The organism is Micromonospora sp. CB01531 (genome assembly GCF_001905095.1).
Lineage (GTDB): Bacteria > Actinomycetota > Actinomycetes > Mycobacteriales > Micromonosporaceae > Micromonospora.
Map to the genome: position 1 here is coordinate 1 of NZ_LWLS01000076.1, position 20,922 is coordinate 20,922.

General features: G+C 71.2%; 21 protein-coding genes and 2 pseudogenes. 16 read left to right on the top strand and 7 right to left on the bottom strand.

What is annotated here, in order from left to right:
- Nucleotides 1-198: pseudogene (locus A6A27_RS44340) on the top strand (IS110 family transposase); the annotation flags it as partial.
- Nucleotides 199-361: 163 nt separating this feature from the next.
- Here A6A27_RS44340 and A6A27_RS21880 read toward each other — a convergent pair.
- Complete coding sequence (locus A6A27_RS21880) at nucleotides 362-1,267, bottom strand: MBL fold metallo-hydrolase (RefSeq protein ID WP_073836520.1); 906 nt, start codon at nucleotides 1,265-1,267, stop codon at nucleotides 362-364.
- A gap of 90 nt (nucleotides 1,268-1,357) precedes the next feature.
- On the opposite strand from A6A27_RS21880, the gene A6A27_RS21885 reads away from it, so the two are divergent.
- Nucleotides 1,358-1,810 carry a helix-turn-helix domain-containing protein gene (locus tag A6A27_RS21885; protein WP_073836521.1) on the top strand — a complete coding sequence of 151 codons (453 nt, stop codon included), beginning with the start codon at nucleotides 1,358-1,360 and terminating at the stop codon, nucleotides 1,808-1,810.
- A 213-nt stretch (nucleotides 1,811-2,023) separates the two neighbouring features.
- Here the strand turns inward: A6A27_RS21885 and A6A27_RS21890 are convergent, their stop codons facing one another.
- A complete protein-coding gene (locus tag A6A27_RS21890) occupies nucleotides 2,024-2,974 on the bottom strand; it encodes an NADP-dependent oxidoreductase (RefSeq protein WP_198940400.1) in 951 nt (316 codons plus the stop codon).
- Between the two features lie 655 nt (nucleotides 2,975-3,629).
- Here A6A27_RS21890 and A6A27_RS43310 point away from each other — a divergent pair.
- Both A6A27_RS43310 and A6A27_RS21895 read left to right on the top strand, forming a co-directional pair.
- Nucleotides 3,630-3,830 (top strand): hypothetical protein, encoded by a 201-nt coding sequence (locus A6A27_RS43310; protein ID WP_143194105.1) that lies wholly within the window; start codon nucleotides 3,630-3,632, stop codon nucleotides 3,828-3,830.
- A 564-nt stretch (nucleotides 3,831-4,394) separates the two neighbouring features.
- Nucleotides 4,395-4,961: an NUDIX hydrolase gene (locus A6A27_RS21895; RefSeq protein ID WP_073836522.1), complete on the top strand. Its 567-nt coding sequence runs from the start codon at nucleotides 4,395-4,397 to the stop codon at nucleotides 4,959-4,961.
- On the opposite strand, the gene A6A27_RS21900 is transcribed toward A6A27_RS21895, so the two are convergent.
- The gene (locus A6A27_RS21900; protein WP_073836580.1) at nucleotides 4,962-6,374 is read right to left on the bottom strand and encodes a helix-turn-helix domain-containing protein; all 1,413 of its coding nucleotides are present in this window, start codon (nucleotides 6,372-6,374) and stop codon (nucleotides 4,962-4,964) included.
- Nucleotides 6,375-6,879: 505 nt separating this feature from the next.
- Here A6A27_RS21900 and A6A27_RS47165 point away from each other — a divergent pair.
- Together A6A27_RS47165 and A6A27_RS21920 are read left to right on the top strand one after the other, a co-directional pair.
- Nucleotides 6,880-7,239: pseudogene (locus A6A27_RS47165) on the top strand (hypothetical protein); the annotation flags it as partial.
- A 390-nt stretch (nucleotides 7,240-7,629) separates the two neighbouring features.
- Complete coding sequence (locus A6A27_RS21920) at nucleotides 7,630-8,367, top strand: class I SAM-dependent methyltransferase (protein ID WP_073836523.1); 738 nt, start codon at nucleotides 7,630-7,632, stop codon at nucleotides 8,365-8,367.
- A gap of 98 nt (nucleotides 8,368-8,465) precedes the next feature.
- Here A6A27_RS21920 and A6A27_RS21925 read toward each other — a convergent pair whose 3' ends face one another.
- A complete protein-coding gene (locus A6A27_RS21925) occupies nucleotides 8,466-8,894 on the bottom strand; it encodes an OsmC family protein (protein ID WP_073836524.1) in 429 nt (142 codons plus the stop codon).
- A gap of 210 nt (nucleotides 8,895-9,104) precedes the next feature.
- Here A6A27_RS21925 and A6A27_RS21930 point away from each other — a divergent pair, with 210 nt between their 5' ends.
- Nucleotides 9,105-9,599, top strand: coding sequence for a type II toxin-antitoxin system PemK/MazF family toxin (locus A6A27_RS21930; protein WP_073836525.1), 495 nt, complete (start codon nucleotides 9,105-9,107; stop codon nucleotides 9,597-9,599).
- Between the two features lie 39 nt (nucleotides 9,600-9,638).
- Nucleotides 9,639-10,658: a phosphotransferase gene (locus tag A6A27_RS21935; protein WP_083672763.1), complete on the top strand. Its 1,020-nt coding sequence runs from the start codon at nucleotides 9,639-9,641 to the stop codon at nucleotides 10,656-10,658.
- A gap of 29 nt (nucleotides 10,659-10,687) precedes the next feature.
- Here the strand turns inward: A6A27_RS21935 and A6A27_RS21940 are convergent, their stop codons facing one another.
- Nucleotides 10,688-11,338, bottom strand: a complete 651-nt coding sequence (locus A6A27_RS21940; protein ID WP_073836527.1) for a GGDEF domain-containing protein — start codon at nucleotides 11,336-11,338, stop codon at nucleotides 10,688-10,690.
- 268 nt (nucleotides 11,339-11,606) lie between these two features.
- Here A6A27_RS21940 and A6A27_RS21945 point away from each other — a divergent pair, with 268 nt between their 5' ends.
- From A6A27_RS21945 to A6A27_RS46850, 5 genes are all read left to right on the top strand, one after another.
- Nucleotides 11,607-11,861, top strand: coding sequence for a DUF397 domain-containing protein (locus A6A27_RS21945; protein ID WP_073836528.1), 255 nt, complete (start codon nucleotides 11,607-11,609; stop codon nucleotides 11,859-11,861).
- Nucleotides 11,862-11,976: 115 nt separating this feature from the next.
- Nucleotides 11,977-12,858 carry a helix-turn-helix domain-containing protein gene (locus A6A27_RS21950; protein ID WP_073836529.1) on the top strand — a complete coding sequence of 294 codons (882 nt, stop codon included), beginning with the start codon at nucleotides 11,977-11,979 and terminating at the stop codon, nucleotides 12,856-12,858.
- A gap of 131 nt (nucleotides 12,859-12,989) precedes the next feature.
- Nucleotides 12,990-14,054, top strand: coding sequence for a LacI family DNA-binding transcriptional regulator (locus A6A27_RS21955; protein ID WP_073836530.1), 1,065 nt, complete (start codon nucleotides 12,990-12,992; stop codon nucleotides 14,052-14,054).
- A 2-nt stretch (nucleotides 14,055-14,056) separates the two neighbouring features.
- Nucleotides 14,057-14,260: a hypothetical protein gene (locus A6A27_RS21960; protein ID WP_073836531.1), complete on the top strand. Its 204-nt coding sequence runs from the start codon at nucleotides 14,057-14,059 to the stop codon at nucleotides 14,258-14,260.
- Between the two features lie 130 nt (nucleotides 14,261-14,390).
- Entirely contained in the window at nucleotides 14,391-15,836 is a 1,446-nt protein-coding gene (locus tag A6A27_RS46850; RefSeq protein ID WP_073836532.1) for a serine/threonine-protein kinase, read from the top strand.
- A 104-nt stretch (nucleotides 15,837-15,940) separates the two neighbouring features.
- Here the strand turns inward: A6A27_RS46850 and A6A27_RS21970 are convergent, their stop codons facing one another.
- On the bottom strand, nucleotides 15,941-16,777 hold the full coding sequence (locus A6A27_RS21970) for an alpha/beta fold hydrolase (protein ID WP_073836533.1): 837 nt from the start codon (nucleotides 16,775-16,777) through the stop codon (nucleotides 15,941-15,943).
- Nucleotides 16,778-16,975: 198 nt separating this feature from the next.
- On the opposite strand from A6A27_RS21970, the gene A6A27_RS21975 reads away from it, so the two are divergent.
- Nucleotides 16,976-17,728 carry a DedA family protein gene (locus A6A27_RS21975; protein ID WP_073836534.1) on the top strand — a complete coding sequence of 251 codons (753 nt, stop codon included), beginning with the start codon at nucleotides 16,976-16,978 and terminating at the stop codon, nucleotides 17,726-17,728.
- A 174-nt stretch (nucleotides 17,729-17,902) separates the two neighbouring features.
- Entirely contained in the window at nucleotides 17,903-19,060 is a 1,158-nt protein-coding gene (locus A6A27_RS21980; RefSeq protein WP_073836535.1) for a CapA family protein, read from the top strand.
- 74 nt (nucleotides 19,061-19,134) lie between these two features.
- Here A6A27_RS21980 and gdhA read toward each other — a convergent pair whose 3' ends face one another.
- Complete coding sequence (gene gdhA / locus A6A27_RS21985) at nucleotides 19,135-20,472, bottom strand: NADP-specific glutamate dehydrogenase (RefSeq protein ID WP_073836536.1); 1,338 nt, start codon at nucleotides 20,470-20,472, stop codon at nucleotides 19,135-19,137.
- 110 nt (nucleotides 20,473-20,582) lie between these two features.
- On the opposite strand from gdhA, the gene A6A27_RS21990 reads away from it, so the two are divergent.
- Nucleotides 20,583-20,891: a MazG nucleotide pyrophosphohydrolase domain-containing protein gene (locus A6A27_RS21990; protein ID WP_073836537.1), complete on the top strand. Its 309-nt coding sequence runs from the start codon at nucleotides 20,583-20,585 to the stop codon at nucleotides 20,889-20,891.
- Nucleotides 20,892-20,922: the final 31 nt, after the last annotated feature.

A 20,922-nucleotide genomic window follows, 5' to 3' on the forward strand; every position in this document is an offset into this window, starting at 1 on the left:
ATCGGCAAGAAGAAAGCCGCCATCGCGGTCGCTCACTCGATCCTGGTGATCTGCTGGCACCTACTCACCAACGACCACGACTACACCGACCTCGGCGGCGACTACTTCACCCGCCGCAACCCCGACCGACAACGCGACCGGCTCATCAAACAACTCCACAGCCTGGGCTACACCGTCACCCTCGACAAGGCCGCGTAGACAAGCCACGGTCGATTCTCTTCACAGCACGGGCCAAGGTGCGTTCTCGCTGGTTGACGGACAGCGACACTTAGTTCCGCTGCAACGTCTGAACGCCACGCGCCACGTCCGGTCAAACGATGATGGGGACGGCGCGAACGAGCCTGCAGGTTCGGATCAGGGATCAGGCGCTCGGATCGTGGGTCGGGATGATGCGGACCTGGTTCCGGACGGCGTGCAGCCGGTGCAGTGTACGGAAAGCTCCGTCGCGATCGTCGTCGACGAGCCACCCCGGGTATGGCGCCTTCTGCCGGACGTGTTCGATCTGCAGCCCGTGCCAGGCTGCGTCACCGGCGACCAGCACTGGTCCGTTGGGGGTACGCAGCAGGACACCGGCACTCCCCGGCGTGTGCCCGGCCAGCTCGACCATGGTCACTGACCCGTCGCCGAGCAGGTCGTGACTGCGCTCGAAGGTGAGCACCGGCGGCCCCTCCAACTCGTAGCTGTCCAGCCGGCGGCCCTGCAGCGCGGCTCGGACGCCGCCTGCTGGTGCAGCGTCGCCGGACATCATCCAGTCCCGTTCCCGTTCCCGCACCATGACCGGCAGCCCGGGAAGGTCGAGCAGCCCGCAGACGTGGTCCCAGTGCAGATGGGTGGGTAGTGCGAAGTCGATCGTGTCGGCCGGAATGCCGGCCCGTTCCAGCGCCGTCGTGGTCGGCAGCACCTGATAGCGCGGCCGCACCGCCGGCCGCAACGTCCACGGCAGCTCGCCGATCACCCGGTCGCCGACGTCGACACAGACCGACGGGTCGAGCAGCACGGTGACCTCCGGATGCCGGATCACGTACGTGGTCAGGGCGTTGCCGACCTGGCGCGGTTTCCGGACGGCCTCGGCGATCAGTGGCGTCGGCACCGACCGCACCGTCTGGTTCAATGCGATCAGCTCGACCTCGACATCCCCGCGCGGGAGACCGGCGTCGGACAGCCCGGCCAGGAAGCGTCGGTCGATCGGACGCGGCCGGATCAGGCGGTACGGCACCGCAGCCAGCGCACCGACCGCCACCGTGGCCTGACGGATCGTATGAATCATGAGCTTCTCCCCTTACCCTGGCACATCGCGCGCCATGGGGTGGACCGTAGAAGTTCAGGTTGACCTGAAGTCAATTCGTAAGGAGCCTGCGTGACGACGTGGCGAATCGGAGACGCGGCGGCGCTGGTCAGCGTCCCGACGCATGTGCTGCGGCATTGGGAGGAGGTCGGGGCGCTCGAACCGGCCCGGCTTGCCAACGGGCACCGAATCTACGACGACGAGACGATCACGCGGGCGCGTCTGATCCGGCTCTGCCAGCGAGCTGGCATGTCACTGACCGAGATCGGAGACCTGTATCGCGGCGACGGTCAGCGCCGCGCCGCGCTGGTGCGTGACCGACGGGACCGGATCGCCGACCAGATCCGCCGACTACACGCCGCGCAGGACTTCCTTGATCACGTACTCGCATGCGCGCACCCGATGGTGTCGACCTGCCCCGAGTGCAGCAGCTTCGCCGCCGGGTCGGCATCAGACGCGCCATCGAGCCCTGATGTGAGAACTGTGGGCAGACGTGATCAAGCAGGTGCAGCGCGACCGGCGTGAGTAGCTGCTGACAGCAGCGGCGACAGCAACGGGACGAGACGAAGGCGACCAGGGCCGGCCTCCCACGGACAGTCGGCCGAGACCGGCGACGACCCCGGACTCACGCGGACGACGCGCGCAGTTCTTGTAAGCGAGTAGTCCGGGCCTGCGGGTCGACTAGACCCCGTCACCGAACAACGGGCCACACGTCCACAGCGGCACCGACGGCAGTGACTAGTCAGCGACGTGGATGACGACCTTGCCGCGGCGTTTGGCCGTCTCGAGCGCCTCATAACCTGAGCGCGTATCAGTGAGGGGCAGCACGCGGTCCAGCACCGGCCTCAAACGGCCGTTATCGACGAGCTCAGCGATGGAACGCAACGCGTTCTGGTTGGGCTCGACGATGAAATACACCCCACGGACGCCATGCCGAGCTGCTTCCTGCTGGTCGGGTGGGGTGACGAGGGTGACGAGGACACCGCCCGGTTTCAGGACCGACCAGGACCGCGACTGCGTGGCTCCTCCGACAAGATCAACGACCACGCCCACGTCGCGAACATGATCCTCGAAGCGGTCGTGCGCATAGTCGATAACCTGCTCGGCACCCAGACCCTTGACGAATTCCAGGTCGGCCGCCGCCGCCGTGGCGCTCACACGAGCACCGAGACCGGCCGCGAGCTGCACCACGAAGATCCCCACGCCGCCGGCGCCGCCCTGCACCAGCACGTGCTGGCCGGCCTGCAGGTCGGCGTGGTCCACCAGTGCCTGCCAGGCACTCAACGCAGCCAGTGGGAGCGCTGCGGCATGGTCGTGGTCAACGGTGACAGGTTTGGCCGCCAGGACGGCCGCAGGCAGCGCGACGTACTCGGCCGCCGCGCCATCGCGGGTGAAAGGGATCAAGCCGTAGACAGCCTCCCCCTCGGCGGGGCTCTCCACCCCCGTCCCGGACGCCGCGACGACTCCGGAGAACTCATGCGACGGGATGGTCGGAGTGCGCTCAGGTCCTGACCCGTCCGAGCTGTACGTCCAAGTCTGCGACCAGGTGAGCTCAGTGGGCGTCATCGAAGCAGCCTTCACCGCCACCAACACCTCACCAGGCCCCGGCTCAGGCCGCGGCGCCTCCTCGTACACGAGCTGCTCCGGCCCGCCTCTGGTGTGAGCTCTCACGGCGTGCATCGTGCTCATCCGACTCCTGCTCCCTCCCGACCGCATTTCGATCAGCCCGCCGGCCGCCCCTGGGGATAAACCGCAGGCCAACTCCCGCATTATCTGGCGGTTCGGCAGCGCGCCTGCCGGACTTCCGTAACCCTTGCCCCTTCGGCGCAGAAGCGCGCTGGATCAGGGGCGCTCCCGGGCAGCAGCACGCGGCGGACGTGTGGCGGCGACCGGCAAAGCCAAGGCGTGAGGGTTGGCGCATCAGAACAGGAGCAGGATCCCGTCGAGCAGCCAAACCAGCGAGCATGGGCGGACGACGGCGGACCGGGACGCCATGTCCGGCATTTGGACCAGGCCGTGGACCAGCGTTCGGGGGCTGACTCGTAATGCGCAGGTCGAATCAGCTGGCCTCCGGAGCCAGGCGGTAGCTGCTACAGACGTCGAGCAACAGAGCGGCCCTGATCTCGAACTCGTCGGTGCCCTCCAGCTTCAGCTGCCGCTCTTCGCCAGCGCGCCGAGGAGGATGCCGCCACCCATCACCACCGCCGCGTACACGGCGAACCAATCCATCATCCGCGCGCATTCAGCGGGGCCGGGTCGTCACCTTTGGTAGAGTCCGCCGCCCACCTGATCGAGCATCCTCGAAACCGAGTCCCCGCTGTGCACAACACGATAATTTCGCGATATGGGCATCACCGGGGGGATAGCATGCTTCTTTCTGATCGTCGTCATTGGGGCGCTCATCGTGTTCTGGCTGGTGCGTTACGCGTTCGGCCCGAAGCAGCCGAAGCGGGCGGACGAAGTGTTGGAAGAGTCACCACCACCACCACCACCGCCACCACCGGACGATCCAACGCCGCCGCAGCACCCGCGCGGCCGTCGCTGACGCGGCGACCGACCGGTCCTGGCTCACCAAGCCAGGAAGAGGCGTCGACCAACACCTGGTCGTCCGCGCCCGCGAAGTGCTTCTCGGCGCGCGGCTGCCCCATTAGAGCGAAGGTGAAGCCAGAGGTGTTGTCGGCGTGGAGTCCTCGACTTCGGCGGTAAGCCCGGTCTCGTCGAGTCGGCACCCCACCAGGTCAGCGATCGTCTCGACGAACGGCAGCAAATTCGCGCGCCAGATCTACTCGTGCATCGTGCCGCGCGGCTCGGTCAGCATCCGTGCAGGCTAATTTTTCGGCGCAGAGCGGCGCAAGGAAGCAGCGAAGAGGCAGCGAGACAACCACCAGCGGATGGCAGGAGGCGACGCAAGGCAGCAGACGCCCCCTGTTCTGAGGCATAGGCCGACACCGGACGTGATCCGACGACGTCCCGTACCCGCCTTCACACCGAAGCTGCCGCCTACTTGCTTGGTTAGACGGGGCACATGCGGGGTTCGTTCCGGATCCGAGCCGGGTCGTCGGGACGCGGTGCGGCAGCGGCTCGGTGTCGCTGGTCGGATACTGGCCGGGTGACGGAGGAACAGGTTAGCGGGTCGACGCGGTGGACGATTCATGGTGAGCGGGTTCTAGATGGCAGCCGGCGGTCGCGATTGAGCATCGCGGATGTGGAGTTGCCGGATGGGGTCCGTTTCGAGCAATACGTGATCCGGGCGCCCCGGTCGGCCATGGTCGCCGTGCTGGACGGTCAGGAGCGCCTGTTGCTGATGCGGAGGCACCGGTTCGTGTTCGACCGATGGGTGTGGGAGCTGCCGGGCGGCTACGTCGATGAGGGCGAGGATCCGGCGAAGTGTGCGGTCCGAGAGGTCGAGGAGGAGACCGGGTGGCGTCCGGGCGCGGTCGAGCCGTTGCTGTCGTTTCAGCCATGGGTGGCGACCGCAGACGCGGAGAACCTGCTGTTCCTTGCCCGGAACGCGGAGCACATCGGCGTTCCGGTGGACGTCAACGAGACCGAGCGGGTGGCCTGGATTCCGCTGAAGGAGGCGCGGCATCTCGTTTCCCAGGGTGAGATCGTGGGTGCCGGCACGGTGATCGCGGTGTTGGAGCTGGTGGCGCGCAGGGCGCGGGGTGAGCTGTAGTCAGCGACGTTGGCTGAGCGCGGCGTCAACCCGGGTGATGAAGTGCCGTACTGCTGGCCGACGGCGGTGGGGCGTCAGATGGGCTTGCAGATCGCGCAGGTAACTGACGGCACGAGCCGACCGTAGTTGCGTGGTCAGGGTGAGGGCTTGCCCGCCGATGGCGCTGGCGCGTTCCAGCTCGCCATGGCGGGCGTGGACGGTGGCCAGGAGGGCGAGGTTGAAGGCTTTGCCGCGTACGTAGCGTTCGTCCATTTGTAGGGAGCGAGCGGCGAAGCGTTCGGCTCGGCGGTGTTGACCGAGTGCGTTGAAACAGTGGCCAAACTTGGCTGACAGGTACGCCTCGTCGAAGTAGCCGAGCCACTGGGGGTCACTGCTGCGGTCGGCTCGATCGAGGGCTTGCTCTGCTTGGTGCAGCGCGGTGGCGCAGTCGCGTTCGTGGAGGGCGACAGCGTGGGCGTGAGCTTCCATCACCAGTGCTTCGGCAGCCAGCACGGTGAGGCCGGCGCGGTGTGCCGTCTGCCGGGCGAGGTCGACGCCAGTGGCGGTGTGCCCGAGGTAGGTGGCTTGGTGGCTCATCGCGGCGAGGATCTCGGCACCCAGGCCGGCGTCGTCGGCCGTTCGAGCGAGGTCGAGGGCGTGGGTGAGGTAGCGCTGGGCGACGCCGTGTTCGGCCATGTCGTACGCCTGCCACCCGGCGAGCTGGGTCAGCTCCGCAACGGCGGCGAGCAGTTTGCGGCCAGTCGCCGGGTCATAGCGGCCCTCGGTCACCAAGGGCGCGACCTCGTGGTGAAGAAAGCGAGTGACGTTGTTGCGGGCATGCCCGCCGCCGTATTGGTTGTCCAGTCGCCGATAGGTGGCGGTCATTTGGCGAATGGTGTCGATGTCGGGTTGACCGACTGTTCGGCGACCCTCCTGCTCCACGGGTTGCGACATGGTGGCGGTGAACCAGCGCAGGGCGGGCAGGGTGTACGCGGTGGAGCTAAAAACAGTCTGTCGAAGCATGTCTCGACGGTTCACATCGCCTTCCCATAGCTGCGCGGCGGCCCGGACGTCATCGCGCCAGGACCGGTTGGCCGGCACATCACTGTGCCGGCTGCGGTGGTGATCCGCCATGTCCGGGCGATATGCCCGTCGGCGAGGCGCTAAGCCCAGCGTCATCCGGGCTTCGTCGGGCATGCCGCAGCCGTTGGCGATCCGCTCCAGCACGTCGATTGAGGTCACCCGTCGGCCGGCGATGATCCGGCTGACGTAGCCCTGCTCCAGGCCGACAGCCGCTCCGATGCGAGTTTGGCTCGCGCCGGTATGCCGAGCGAGCAGCCGGAACAGTGCACCGATATCGCGGGCGGCCAAAACCTCGTGCATGTCCTCGCGCGACCACAGGTCGTCGGGTATCCGAAGAGGATCGAGCAGCACAACGACTCCCAGCGTTGTCAGGCGACTACCCATGGCGCTCAACCCGGAGCCTACGGTCGGTGTACTGGCAGGTCGAGCCCCCTCATGTCACCGTGACATGACCAGTCGACATGGCCGCCGCATCCCAGTCGGCGGGACCGTCTCGGGTATGGACTTCGATGCCGATGATCCGCAGGGCCTGATGGGGCTGGACGCCGTCTACCGCTCTGACGCCCCGGTCGGGTTCGCCTTCCCGACTCTCCATGAGGGGGCAGGCTCGTGACGATCCGATGCCACCTGTACCTGTTGGTGCGGTGGCTGCTCCGGCAGCACGCGCCACCACCACCGCCCGGCACAGGGCAGCGGCATCAGGACGCCGAGCACGCGGCGGCGCAACAGCGGTTACTCGACCACGTAGCACAGCTACGGCGATCCCAAGGCAACCGCGAGCCGGCGCAGGACGTGCCGGCAGAGCAGCGGTGAGCCGAATGGCGGCCGGCGAGTTCGGCCGGACGACTCCGAGCAGACAGCACGTCTCGTACGAGGAGTACCTGCTCGCGACCGCCCTCACCCTTGCCCGCCGGCACCGGCCGATCTGGTGCTGGCAAAAGTGGCGGCGGATCTGCCGCTGCGGTGCCGAGCTGCCGTGTCGCGCCCGGCACCGGATTCCAATCAATCGTGGCCACTGGCCAGGAGAGGAGGCGCAATGAAAGACGACCAGGAGCACGCGATCCTGGCCGTACACGTTCGCGGGCTCGACGATATGTGCGTCGGCTGCCGCGCCTGGTGGTCACGGCTGACTCCGTACCCGTGCTGGCAGGTGGATTGGGCAACCAGCCGGCAGGCCCGGACGATCACCGCTCGCTTCCTGGAGGGTGTGCGGTGACCACCCACGGCCCGGTCCTGCCGATCTGGAGCTGCGGAGGCTGCGACCTGCCCTGGCCCTGCCCGACCCGCAAGCGGGAGCTACGGGCGGAGTACGCCGACGCCCCGGTCTCGCTGGCCCTCTACCTCGGCTCCTACCTCGTCCAAGCCACCGAGGACATGCCCTGGACGCCGGCCGGCGTGTTGCATCGCCGCTTTGTCGGCTGGACCAGGGAGGCCGCTCGGCTGACACCAGCAGTACAGCGAAGTGCAGCAACCGTGCCAGCCGAACCGAGCCGAGACGTGGGCACCAGGCCGGTTGACCTCGCACCGCACCCCGTCCAGCCGACTCGCCGGCAATCCACGCCGACGGATCAGCGGCAGCCGGCCCACCCCTGGGAAGATGACGATCATGTCTGAGCTCTTCGGTGAGGTGGCCAGCGACTACGACGAGGCCCGCCCAGGCTACCCACCCGACCTGCCCGAGGCGATCCGCGCGTACCACGGCGGGACACCCGGCGCCCTGGTCGAGATCGGTGCCGGGACCGGCCTGGCCACCCGGGCGCTGCTCACCCTGGGCGCGCCGATGACCTGCGTGGAGCCGGATCGCCGGATGGCCCAGGTGCTGGCGGCCCACTTCCCCGACGTCGAGGTGGTGACCGCCCCGTTCGAGGAGTGGACCTCGCCGTCAGGCGGGGTGCCGGCGCTGGCCTGCGCGCTGGCCTGGCACTGGCTGGACCCGGCCATCCGTAACCGGCGGGCCCACGACGCCCTCACCCCCGGCGGCACCCTGGCCGTCTTCGCACACCGCTACGACTACGTCGACCCGGACCACGCCGCCGGTCTGCGGGCAGCGTTCGAGTCGGCGGACCCGGAGCCGCACCACGACCGACCGGAGGACTGGTTCCGCACCGACATCGCCGACAGCGGGCTTTTCACCGACGTCCGGTCGGTGCGCTTCCAACGCCCGGTGCCGCTCGACACGGCGGCGTACCAGCGGTTGGTCAGCACCTTCTCGCCCCAACTGCGGCGGCCTCCGGAGCTGCGCGAGCGGGTGCTCGCCGCAGTCGGCGCGGCCGTCGACGGGTTCGGCGGCACGGTGGTGCTGGACCTACGTACCACCCTGGTTCTCGCCCGCCGCCCGGCCTGACCGCGCCCGCCCACGGCCGGTTCGTCCCGCCCGACTCGCGTCAGCCCAAATCGCCTTACCGGGCCCTGCGCGGTTCGCCTAGCCCCGCGTGGCTCGCGTCACGCCGGGTCGGCGGCGCCGGTCACCTCGGCGTGCCGCAGCCGCACCGCGGTGCCCCGGCGCAGCGAGTTGGGGATCTCGGCGATCGCGTCGACCCGGGCCACCAGCTCGCGCAGCCGCGCCTCGCTTGCGTCGCCGTCGACCCGTACGTCGTAGCTGACGTCGGTAGAGACGGCCGGGTCGCCGGCGAAGTCGCCGTGCACGGTGACCTCGACCCGGCGCAGGGCGATCCCGGCCGCGCGGGCCTCCCGGAACAGGTCGTTGGAGACGCAGCCGGCGACGGCCAGATAGAGCAGTTGCCCGCCGTTGAAGCCGAGCCCGTCCCCACCGCCGTCCGCCGGGCGGTCCACCACCAGCGTGAATGGCCCCGCCGAGCCGATCGCCGCCGGCCGGCCCGGCAGGCTGCAGGTGCGTACCTCGAAGGTCATGCCGACCACCTCCGCTTCTGACCAGGCCGAGTCAACCATCCCGGCGCACCCCGCGCCTCGGCGCTTCGGTCCGGACCGGCGTAGCTCTCTCGGATTTGGTGGGCGGGAACGGTCACCGGCAGATGCTCGCCGAGTCCCCGCCTGCGTGGCCGCCGGGTTTGGGCCGCCGGGGCTGGGTGGCCGGTGCGCCCGGAGGATAGGCTGCCCGCCGTGGCAGGTCTGTTGAGGAGTGTGGCGTCCCGGTTCGGCCGGATCACCGGTGGCCGGTCCGTGCCGGCCCCGACCGCTGGGCCGATCCCGGCCCAGGTCGCCCGGCGCCGTCAGGTCGCCGCGTTGCAGCGGCGCGAGCTGTCGTACGCCCCGGAGCTGGATGGGCAGGCCGACCCGGGGGAGATTGTCTGGACCTGGGTTCCGTACGAGGACGACCCCCGGCAGGGTAAGGACCGTCCGGTGCTGGTGGTTGGCCGGCAGAGCCGCACGCTGTTCGGGCTGATGCTGTCGAGCCAGAGCGACCGGGACGGCCAGCGGCACTGGCTGGCCCTGGGCCCGGGGGAGTGGGACCGGGATCAGCGCCCGAGCTGGGTCCGCCTCGATCGGGTGCTCACCATGCGCGAGGACAGCATCCGCCGCGAGGGCGCGGTGCTGGACCGGCGGCGGTTCGACCGGGTGGGTCAGGCCCTGCGTGCCGGTTACGGCTGGCGATAACGGTTCGCCCACTGGCCTGCGGAATGGCATCTTGGCCAGGTGACGGCGAGTGTGGATGAGCGGCTTGCCCGGTGGGTGGCGGAGGACTTCGGTCTGGCCCTGGTCTCCGCCGTGCCCGTGGGGTATGGCGCGGACCCCACGGCCGAGCTGTGGCGAGCCACCACCCCCGACGGTGGCGACTACGCGGTCAAGCTGAGCGGCGGCGGCACCCCGGCCGGGCTGTTCGTGACAGCGCAGTTGGTCCGCCAGGGCGTACCGGGCATCGTCGCACCGCTCACCACCGCGTCCGGAGAGGTGTGCACCGTCCACGAGGGGCGGCGGTTGTCGGTCGTGCCGTGGGCGTCGGACGAACGGGCTCTCGGCGGCGGCATGCACGCCGCCCACTGGCGTGCGTACGGTGAGGTGCTGGCCGCGACGCACGCGGCCACCGTGACCGACGAGTTGGCCGGGTTGCCCCGGGAGGACCACACGCACGCGGCGATCGGCGCGGCGGTTCGGGAGATGGACCGCCGGCTGCGGGGAGTGGACGACCGGTCGGCCGATCCGTGGACCCGTGCCGTGGCGGCCCACTGGCGGGAGTGGGCCGATGACCTGGCGATCCTGCTCGACCGGGTGGACCGGCTCGGCGTGGAGCTGCGGTCCCGTCCGGTGGACCTGGTGGTCTGCCACGGCGACCCGCACCTGGGGAACCTCCTGCTCGGCCCCGACGGGCGGGTCTGGCTGATCGACTGGGACGACGCGGTGCTCGCTCCGCGCGAACGGGACCTGATGTTCGTCGTCGGCGGTGTGCTCGCGTTCGCGCCGGTGACTCCCGCGCAGCAGGCGGCCTTCTTCGACGGGTACGGCCCGGTGGAGCTGGATCCGGTCCGGCTGGCCTACCACCTCGGGGTCCGCGCGTTGGACGACATCGGGAGCTGGGCCGGTGACGTGGCGGACGCCGGGCGGTCCGAGGCCGACCGGGTCCGCGCGCTGAAGATCGTGGCGGGCCTGCTGTCGCCGGTGGGCCTGGTCGGCCTGGCCCGTCAGGCGCTGCGGGATCTGGGCCGCTGGGACGGCTGACCCGCCCCGGCTGGCGGCCGGGTCGCCGGTCAGCACTCGGCGAGGTGGGGTGCCTCCACGAGTTGGCGGGTCGCGCGGGCGCCGCCGAGGCTCTTCGCCTGGTACATCGCCGCGTCAGCCCGGCAGAGCGCGTCGGTGAGTTGGGCGGGACCGTGCACCGGGGCGAGCCCGACCGAGGCGGTCACCCGCACGGTGCGGGTGCCGAGCGGGATCGGCGCGGCGAGCGCCTCGCAGAGCCTGCGGGTGGCGTGCTCGATCCACCGCCGGTCCACCGTCGGGCTGGCGAGCAGGCCGGCGAACTCGTCCCCGCCGAGGCGGGCGACCAGGTTGTCCCCGGCGAACGCGGACAGCCGCTGGGCCGTGCTGATCAGCACCTGGTCGCCGGCGGCGTGCCCGTAGCGGTCGTTGACCTGTTTGAAGTCGTCGAGGTCCAGCACGATCGCCACCAGCGGCTGGCCGGCGGCGTCGGTCAGCAGGGCCGCCGCCAGCCGGTAGAAGGCGCGGCGGTTGGGTAGCCCGGTGAGCGGGTCGTGGCTGGCCGCGTGCCGCTCGGCCTCCAGTTCGGCCTGGAGCAGCTCGAGTTGCGTCTCCGCCCGTTGTGCCCGGCGGCGCAGTTGCCAGGCGGAGACGATGGCGCCGGCGGCGGAGAGACCGGAGGCGATGGTCATCGGATCCGGCACACGCCCTCCTTTACCGCAGCCCTCGGCCCCGCCCGGGCGGCACTGGGGCCGACCGCGCCAGGCTCGTGTCTTCCCTGGTCGCAACCGGGGTCTGGGTAACCCAGAGTGAACCTGTGGGTACACCGCACGTGTGGTTATCATGCTTGCTGTCCAATGCAGATGCAATAGCAGATGCACGTGCATCTCACTCCTCAGTCGACAGAACCCGCGTCGCCACCCACCGCTCCTCCCCGCGGCATCGGCTGGCTCTTGCACAGAAGGACGCCCCATGCAGCAGCCTGAGAATGGCGTACCGACCAGTCAGCTGCCGCCGCTGCGCTGGCAGAAGAGTCGCCGGAGCAACCCGAGTGGCAACTGCGTCGAGCTGGCCGAGTTGCCCGGCGGCGCCGGAATCGCGGTCCGCAACTCCCGGCACCCGGACGGTCCCGCATTGATCTACACAGTGGACGAGATCGCGGCCTTCGTGCTCGGTGCCCGGGACGGCGATTTCGACGACCTCATCGCCCGCCGCCTCGTCGGCTGACCGGCCGGGTCGGCCGTCCGGGGGAGTTCACCTCACTGAGGGGTCATGGCATGCTTACACGTCGGCCGGGCCGGGGTGTCCGGCCGGCGACAGTCGGCGTGCGAAGGACGGCCAGGTGACGACGGTACCCGCGGGTGATCCGGCCAGCGGGCCGACGGTGCTGCGCATGCTGCTGGGGGCGCAGCTGCGGCGCCTGCGCGAGGGCGCCGGAGTGAGCCGGGAGAGCGCCGGCTGGGAGATCCGCTCCTCCGAGTCGAAGATCAGCCGGATGGAGCTGGGTCGGGTCGGCTTCAAGGAGCGCGACGTCGCCGATCTGCTCACCCTCTACGGCGTCACCGCCGCTGAGGAGCGGGAGGCGTTGCTCAGGCTGGCCCGGGACGCGAACAGTCCCGGCTGGTGGCACCGCTACGGCGACGTGCTGCCCAGCTGGTTCCAGTCCTACCTGGGGCTAGAGGCGGCCGCGGCGCTGATCCGCACGTACGAGGTGCAGTTCGTGCCGGGTCTGCTCCAGACCCCCGAGTACGCCCGGGCGGTGATCCTGCTGGGTCACCGCGGTGCTCCCGACGAGGAGATCGACCGGCGGGTGAGTCTGCGGACGGAGCGACAGGAGGTGCTGCGCCGGGACAAGCCGCCCCAGCTCTGGGCGGTGCTCGACGAGGCTGCGCTGCGCCGGCCGATCGGTGGCCCCGAGGTGATGCGCGCGCAGCTCGACGCGCTGATCGCGGCGACCGCCCAACCGCACGTCCAGCTCCAGATCGTGCCCTTCGCCGCAGGCGGGCATGCCGCCGCCAGCGGCGCGTTCAGCATCCTGCGGTTCGGCGACCAGGACCTGCCCGACGTCGTCTACATCGAACAGTTGACCAGCGCGATCTACCTCGACAAGCGCGACGATCTCGACTACTACGCGCTGGCCATGGAGCGGCTCTGCGTGGAGGCCGCGCCGCCGGAGCGTACCCGGGAACTGCTCGCCGAGATCCGGGACGAGTTCTCGGCCTGAGCCGGCTGATCCGCCTGCCGGCCGGGGCCGGGTCCCGGTCCGTCGCTGATGTGCATTGACGCGCGCCGACCCGCGCGGGTAATCTCTGGATCGATACAGTTCTGAATCGATCCAGAAGGGGTGGCGGCCCGGTGAAACCGACCCTGCAGGACGTCGCGAACGCCGTGGGCGTGTCCCGGAGCACCGTGTCCAACGCCTACAGCCGCCCGGACCAGCTCTCCACCGCACTGCGGGCGAAGATCCTCGACACCGCGCAGCGCCTCGGGTACCCCGGCCCCAACCCGACCGCCCGATCGCTGCGCCGCGGGTTCGTCGGCGCGATCGGCGTCCTCTTCACCTCCCAGCTGTCGTACGCCTTCACCGACCCGTTCGCGGTGCGCTTCCTCGCCGGGGTCAGCGAGGCGGTCGAGCAGCACGGCACCAGCCTGCTGCTCGTCCCGCTGCCGGCCGAGCACTCCCGGGTCCGCGCCGCCGTCGAGAACGCCGCCGTCGACGGCTTCTGCGTCTACTGCGTCGGGGACGAGGACTGGGTGCTGAGCGCCATCCGCGACCGGGGACTGCCCTACGTCACCACCGCGTCCCGCGCCGACGCCGGCCCGACCGACCGTTACGTCGGCATCGACGAGCGCGCGGCAGCCCGGTCCGTCGCCGAGCACGTCGCCGCCCTCGGCCACCGCCGGGTGGCCCTCCTCGGCGACGCCGTGCTGCCCGACGCCCCGCCCGGGCCGCTCCGCCTGGCCGACCCGTCCGAGGCGCCGCACCCGACGACCCGTGGCCGCCTCACCGGCTTCGCCGACGCGTTCGCCGCCACCGGCGTGCCCTGGCCCGCGATCACCGTGCTCAACGCCAGCAGCAACAGCCGCGCCGCCGGGGCCGCCGCCGTCGCTACCGTCCTGGCCGGGGACCACCCACCCACCGCCGTCCTGGCCTGCTCCGACGTGCTCGCCCTCGGGGTGCTCGACGCGCTCGCCGAGATCGGCTCGCGGCTGGCCCACCCCGTCTCGGTCACCGGCTTCGACGACATCGCCGAGGCCGCCACCGCCGGGCTCACCACCGTGTGCCAACCGGCCGAGGAGAAGGGGCGACTCGCCGCCGCGCTGCTGCTGGCCCCGCCGGCCGACCCGGCCGCGGGACACGTACTGCTCCCCACCGAACCCGTCATCCGAACCTCCACCCGTCCCGTCACCAGGAGCTGAGCATGGAACAGCCCACCGGTTTCGTCCTCGCCGTCGACGCGGTGACCCGGCACGTCAACTCGGCCCGGCCCGACGCGCCGGTCCGCCCCGACCGGCCGCGCGCGCCCCGCCTGGTCCCCACCCGGCTGGCCGTCGCCGGCGCCCTGCGCCGGCTCGCCGACCGGATGGAACCCCACCCGGCCTCCGTGCCGTCCTGCACGCCCTGACCTCGACGGCTCGCCCGGGTGGCCGGCGCCACCCGGGCAACCGCCGTTTCCGCCCAGTCGTGCCTGCTCGGGGCGGAACCGGGCACCGGGTTGGTGGGGCGCGCGGGTCGCCAGGCAGACTGGGACCATCATGTCGCCGTTCACACCCACGCTCCGGTTGCACGATCGGTACGTCCTGCGCGCGCGCATCGGGCTCGGCGGGATGTCCGAGGTGTGGCGCGCCGACGACGAGGTGCTGCACCGCCCCGTCGCGGTCAAGGCCCTCGCCACGGAGCTCGCCGCCGACCCGCAGCTGCGGGCCACCATCCAGCGCGAGGCGCGCGCCGCGGCCCGCCTCACCCACCCGCACGTCACCCAGGTGTACGACTACGGTGAGGCGACCCTGCCGGACGGTTCGGTGGTGCCGTACCTGGTCATGGAGCTGGTGGAGGGGCGGACCCTCGCCGACCGGCTGGCCGGCGGGCCGCTCGCCTGGCCGGAGGCGGTCCGGCTGGCCGGTCAGGTGGCCGCCGCCCTGGCCGCCGCGCACCGGATCGGCGTGGTGCACCGCGACATCAAGCCCGGCAACGTGATGCTCACCGAGACCGGCGCGAAGGTGCTCGACTTCGGCATCGCCACGCTCGCCGGCCCGCGCCACCCCCTCGCCGGCCAGACCGGCGAGCTGATGATGGGCACCCCCGCGTACTTCGCCCCGGAGCGGATGACGCCCGGCCCGGCGAACCCCGCCAGCGACGTGTACGCCCTCGGCGCGCTGCTCTACCGCACCCTCACCGGGCGGGCCCCGCTGCCCGTGCAGACCTGGGACGACGTGCTCGACGTGCAGGCCCGGCGGCCCCCGGTGCCGCCGCTGCACGTACCGGGGCTGCCGGCCGACGTTGCCGACCTCACCCTGGCATGCCTGTCCGCCGACCCGGCCCACCGGCCCACCGCCGCCCAGCTCGCCACCCGCTTCGGCGCCGGCCAGCCGGCCGACCCGCCGACGGCGATCCTGCCCACCGTCGTCCGGGCCGAGCACCCGCCGACCCTCATCGACCGCGCGGCCGCGCCGGTCCGCCCGGCCCCGCCGCCGCTGTCGCGTCCGCCCGGCCGGTCGAACCGGCTCATCGGGGTGCTGGTCGCGGCCGGGCTGGTGCTCCTGCTCGGCCTGGTCGGCGCGGTGCTGCTCGACGACAACTCCGGCAACCAGCCGGCCGCCGGGCCGAGCATCACCGCGCCCACGGAGGAGCCGACGCCGGAGTCGTCCAGCCCGCCGGAACCGGCCGCCACCGAGCCGACCACGACCACCCCGCCGGCACCGGTCACTCTGCGCGAGCTCGCCGCGCGGCTCGGCGAGGTGCTTGCCAAGGCGGTGGCCAGCCGCGACATCGATCGGAAGACGGCCGAAGACCTGCTCAAGAAGGCCCGCGAGCTGGATCGGGGCAAGCCGAAGGACCGCGCCGAGCGCCTCGATGACCTGCGCGAACGCATCGACAAGGCGGTCGACGACGACAAGCTCGATGAGCGGATCGCCGCCGACCTCCAGGACCTGCTCGACACGTACGCGCAGGTGCGCGGCAGCAGCCAGGACGAGGGCTGAGCCGACCGAACGTGCCGGATCACCCCGCCGCCGGCCTCGGGCTGGCGGCGGTGATGCTGTTCCTCGTGGGCCAGGCCGTCGGCGTCACCGCCTCGCGTCGGCTGTCACCTGTCGCTCTGCGTGCACTGCGCCGGCCCGGCCAGTCCGGCGCGGCCGGCGAAGAAGTCCGCCAACACGGGCGCCAGGTCGGCGTCGGGCACCTGGTGCCAGTCCCCGCGCATGCTGCGCCGGTGGCCGTGCGGCAGTGCCGCCACGACGCCGGCGGCCCACTCGCGCAGCCGCGCGTCGCTCTGCTCGCTGTCGACCACCAGGGTCGGCACGGTGACCCGGGCCAGCTCGTCCGCCGGCAGCGCGTCGACGATCGTCAGGTCGTAGACCAGGGTGTGGGCCAGTTGCTCCAGCGCCGGCCACCAGGGGCTCTCCCGCATGCCCACGGTCATCTCGGCCGGCACGCCGATGCTCGCGTGGAAGTGCGCCACCGCGTCGCCCCGGCGACCCGCCGCCACCAGCCCGGCGATCTCCGCGGCCAGCCCTGGCTCGCCGGTCGGGGCGCTGGCGAGATCCAGCGGGGGCTCGAGCAGCGCCAGCCGGTCCACCGGCAGCCCTCGCGCGGCCGCGGCCAGCGCCAGCACCGCCCCGGACGAGAAGCCGAACAGGCATGCCGGAGCGCCGATCTCCTCGACCAGCGCCCGCAGGTCGTCGACCTCGCGGTCCACGTGGTAGGGCGCGGTGTCCGAGCTGCCGCCCCGGCCCCGCCGGTCGTAGCAGACCACGGTGAACTCTTCGGCCAGCCGGGCCGCCAAGGGGCACATCGGCCCCATCTCACGGAATCCGCTGGCGGCGTCCACCATCACCACGGTCGGACCGGAGCCGCTGTGTTCGTACGCGATGGTGCTGCCGTCGGCGGACCGGATGGTCCCCTCGACGGGTGCGTGCGTCATCGGCCCGCTCCTCTCCGGGGTCGGCGGCCCCACCGCCTCACCGTAGGTCACCGGTCCGACACGATCGCCTGTGCTCAGTGGAGTGTCGCCTGGTCCGCGCCTGCGGGTGGCCGGCTGCGCGGGTGACGCTCCGGTGCTCCGCAGCCGACCGGCGACGGTTTCGTGGTCGCCGGCTGCGCCGGACCGTAACGTAGTCGGATGATCGGAAACGCACAGCTCCTGCTCGGCCCCCGTGTCAACGTCCCGAGGGCCGCGGAGCCGGCCGGTGACGGGCCCGTCGGCTGGGTCACCGGCCTGGTCGAACGGCTCGGTGGCCCCGGCGCCGGTCTCGCTGTGGCCCTGGAGAACCTCTTCCCGCCCATCCCCAGCGAGGTGATCCTCCCGCTGGCCGGATTCACCGCCAGCCAGGGCCGGATGAGCCTGGTCGGGGCGATCCTCTGGACCACCCTCGGCTCGGTGCTGGGTGCGCTCGCCCTCTACCGCATCGGCGCGGCCCTCGGCCGGGACCGGATGCGTGCCATCGTGGCCCGGCTGCCGCTGGTCAAGCTGGAGGACGTCGACCGTACCGAGGCGTGGTTCCTCCGGCACGGCGTCAAGGCGGTCTTCTTCGGCCGGATGATTCCGATCTTCCGCAGCCTCATCTCCATCCCGGCCGGCGTCGAACGGATGCCCGTGCCGATTTTCCTGCTCTACACCACGCTGGGCAGCCTGATCTGGAACAGCGTCTTCGTGCTGGCCGGCTACCTGCTGGGCGAGAACTGGCACGTGGTCGAGACGTACGTCGGGACGCTGCAGAACGTCGTCATCGTGGTCTGCGTGGGCGCGGTCGGCTGGTTCGTGTTCAGCCGGGTACGCCGGGCGCGACGGTCCCGGTCGGTTCCGGTCGAGCCGCCTCGCGGGACCCTGTACCGGGGTGGCTGGTACGTGCCCGAGCAGACGGACGAGCGGTAGCCCGTGCGGTCTCGCGGGCGGGCCCGCCCGTGACCGACTCCGTGTCGGCGGATGGCGGATACCGCCGGTTCAGCGAGGTGGACAATCAGCAATCCGGAAGGATCCCTCCCCCTTCGGAGGGGTCCTTTCGTGTTCGCCCTTCCTGCCGGACCGGAGCTGAGCAGACTTCCGCAGATGAGGATGAAGCTCGGCCTTGCGGCGATGCTGGCGTTGCTGGCCGGGGCCTGCACCGATTCGGCGCGAGTGGCTCCGAAACCGCCCACCACCCCACGCGCCGTGGCGCCGGCCCCGGCGCCGAAGAACCAGCTCACCGTGGTGGCCGCCGGTGATCTGCTGGTGCACCCGCCGCTCACCGAGCAGGCCGCCGCCGACGCGCAGGCGGCGGGCCGTGCCGGGCACGACTTCACCCGGGTGCTGAGTGCGATTCGTCCCCGGGTGAGCGCTGCGGACCTCGCCATCTGTCACATGGAGACGCCGCTGGCGGATCCGCAGGGCCCGTTCACCGGATGGCCGGCGTTCAGCGTGCCGCCGGAGTTGGCCGACGCGGCGGCCTGGGCCGGATTCGACACCTGCTCCACGGCGTCCAACCACTCGCTGGACACGGGCATGGAGGGCATCACCCGGACCCTGAACAACCTTGACCGGGTCGGGCTGCGGCACGCCGGCACAGCCCGCAGCGCCGAGGAGGCGGCCCGGACGAACATCCTCGACGTGGCGGGTGTGAAGGTCGCCCAGCTGTCGTACGCGCTGAGCTTCAACGACATCCCACTGCCGGAGGGCAGGCCGTGGGCCGCGAACCTCATCGACCGGGACGCCATCCTCGCCGCGGCGCACCGGGCGCGGACGGCGGGCGCGGAGATCGTCATCCTCTCCATGCACTGGGGGACCGAGTACCAGAACGCGCCGAACGACGACCAGCTGGACCTCGCCCAGGAGTTGCTCGCCTCGCCCGACGTCGATCTGATCATCGGACACCACGTCCACGTGGTACAGCCATTCGAGAAGATCGGCCGGAAGTGGGTCGCCTACGGGATGGGCAACCTGACCGCCCGGTTCGACGACGGCTCCCCGGAGAACACCCAGGACGCCGTGGTGCCCGAGTTCACCTTCACCCGCACCACTTCCGGGGGCTGGGAGGTCACCAATGTGAGCGTGCTGCCGACCTGGATGGAGTACCAACCGGCGGCTCGGGTGGTCGACCTGGTCGGCGCCGCCAAGGACCCGACGGTGTCCGCCGGGCAGCGGACGCACTATGCCGAGATCGAGAAGCGGATCAACGGGTACGTGGGCATGCGCGGTGCCTTCGAGGCGGGGCTGCGCCCCCTCTCCTGAACTCGCCGGCCGGTGCCGGGCGACCGTGACGGATGCGCCTGCACCACGGTCGCCCGGCCGCCCATAGTGGTCGGTCACACCAGGCCGTGCGCGAGCATCGCCTCCGCCACCCGCCGGAAACCGTTGATGTTCGCGCCGGCCACGTAGTCACCCGGCAGGCCGTAGTCCTGGGCGGTGGCCCAGCACCGGGCGTGGATGTCCCGCATGGTCTCCCGCAGCCGCTGCTCCGACTGGGTGAACGTCCACGAGTCGCGGCTGGCGTTCTGTTGCATCTCCAGTGCGCTCACCGCCACGCCGCCCGCGTTGGCCGCCTTGCCCGGGGCGAACTTCACCCCCGCCCGGCCCAGGATCCGCACGGCCTCCGGCGTGGTGGGCATGTTCGCCCCCTCCACCACCGCGATGCAGCCGCCGGCCACCAGCGCCGCGGCCTCCGCGCCGCCGATCTCGTTCTGCGTCGCGCACGGCAGCGCCAGGTCGCAGGGCACCTCCCAGACGGTACGACCGGCGACCGCCACCGCGTCCGGCACGTGCTTGATGTAGTTGTCGAGCCGGACCCGGCGCTCCTCCTTCAGCTCCCGCAGCAGCTCCAGGTCGATGCCCTGCTCGTCCAGCACGTACCCGTGCGAGTCGGAGCAGGCCACCACCCGGCCGCCGAGCTGGTGCACCTTCTCGATGGCGTAGATCGCCACGTTGCCCGAGCCGGAGACCACCACCCGCTTGCCGTCCAGGCTGTCCCCGGCCTGCTTCAGCATCTCCTCGGCGAAGAAGACCGCCCCGTACCCGGTCGCCTCCCGGCGCACCTGCGCGCCGCCGTACGACAGGCCCTTGCCGGTGAGCACCCCCGACTCGTACCGGTTGGTGATCCGCTTGTACTGGCCGAACAGGTAGCCGATCTCCCGACCGCCGACGCCGATGTCGCCGGCCGGTACGTCGGTCTGCGCGCCGATGTGCCGGTACAGCTCCGTCATGAAGCTCTGGCAGAAGCGCATCACCTCCCGGTCCGAGCAGCCCTTCGGGTCGAAGTCCGCGCCGCCCTTGCCACCTCCGATCGGCAGGCCGGTCAGCGCGTTCTTGAAGATCTGCTCGAAGCCGAGGAACTTGACGATGCCCAGGTAGACCGACGGGTGGAAGCGCAGCCCGCCCTTGAACGGGCCCAGTGCGCTGTTGAACTCCACCCGGAAGCCGCGGTTCACCCAGATCCGGCCGCGGTCGTCCTCCCACGGCACCCGGAAGATGACCTGCCGCTCCGGCTCACAGATCCGCTCGATGATCCGTGCGTGCGCGTACTCGGGGTGACGGGCCAGGGCCGGGCCGATGCTCTCCAGCACCTCCCGTACCGCCTGGTGGAACTCGGGTTCACCCGGGTTGCGGTTGACCACGTCCGCGAACACCGTCTCGATTGTCTCTGGCATCACCCGACACGTCCCTTCCGGTCCCGGGCTGCCCCGTCGCCCCCACCGGATCGGCCTCGCGCCGACCGCCCCCGGATACGATAATCACCGTCGTCCGGTTCACTGGTCCCGTGGACGAGTTGATCTGGGACGCCGCGCGCGCCTCCCGTGACTGGCTGGACGGCGCCAACGGCACCGGGGACACCGAGCTGACCTGCCGCATCCTCAAGCTGACCGAGGAGGCGGGGGAGGCCGCTGCCGCCTGGATCGGGGTGCTCGGGCAGAACCCGCGTAAGGGAGTGACCCATAGCCGCGAGGACGTGGCCGCGGAGCTGGCCGACGTGGTGTTCACGGCGCTCGTCGCGATCGAGAGTCTGGGGCTGGACGCGCGGTCCGTGGTGTCGGAGTGCGCCGCGAAGGTGCGGTCCCGCCTGAGCTGAGGTTTTCGGGGGCGGACGGGTGAGCGGCTTT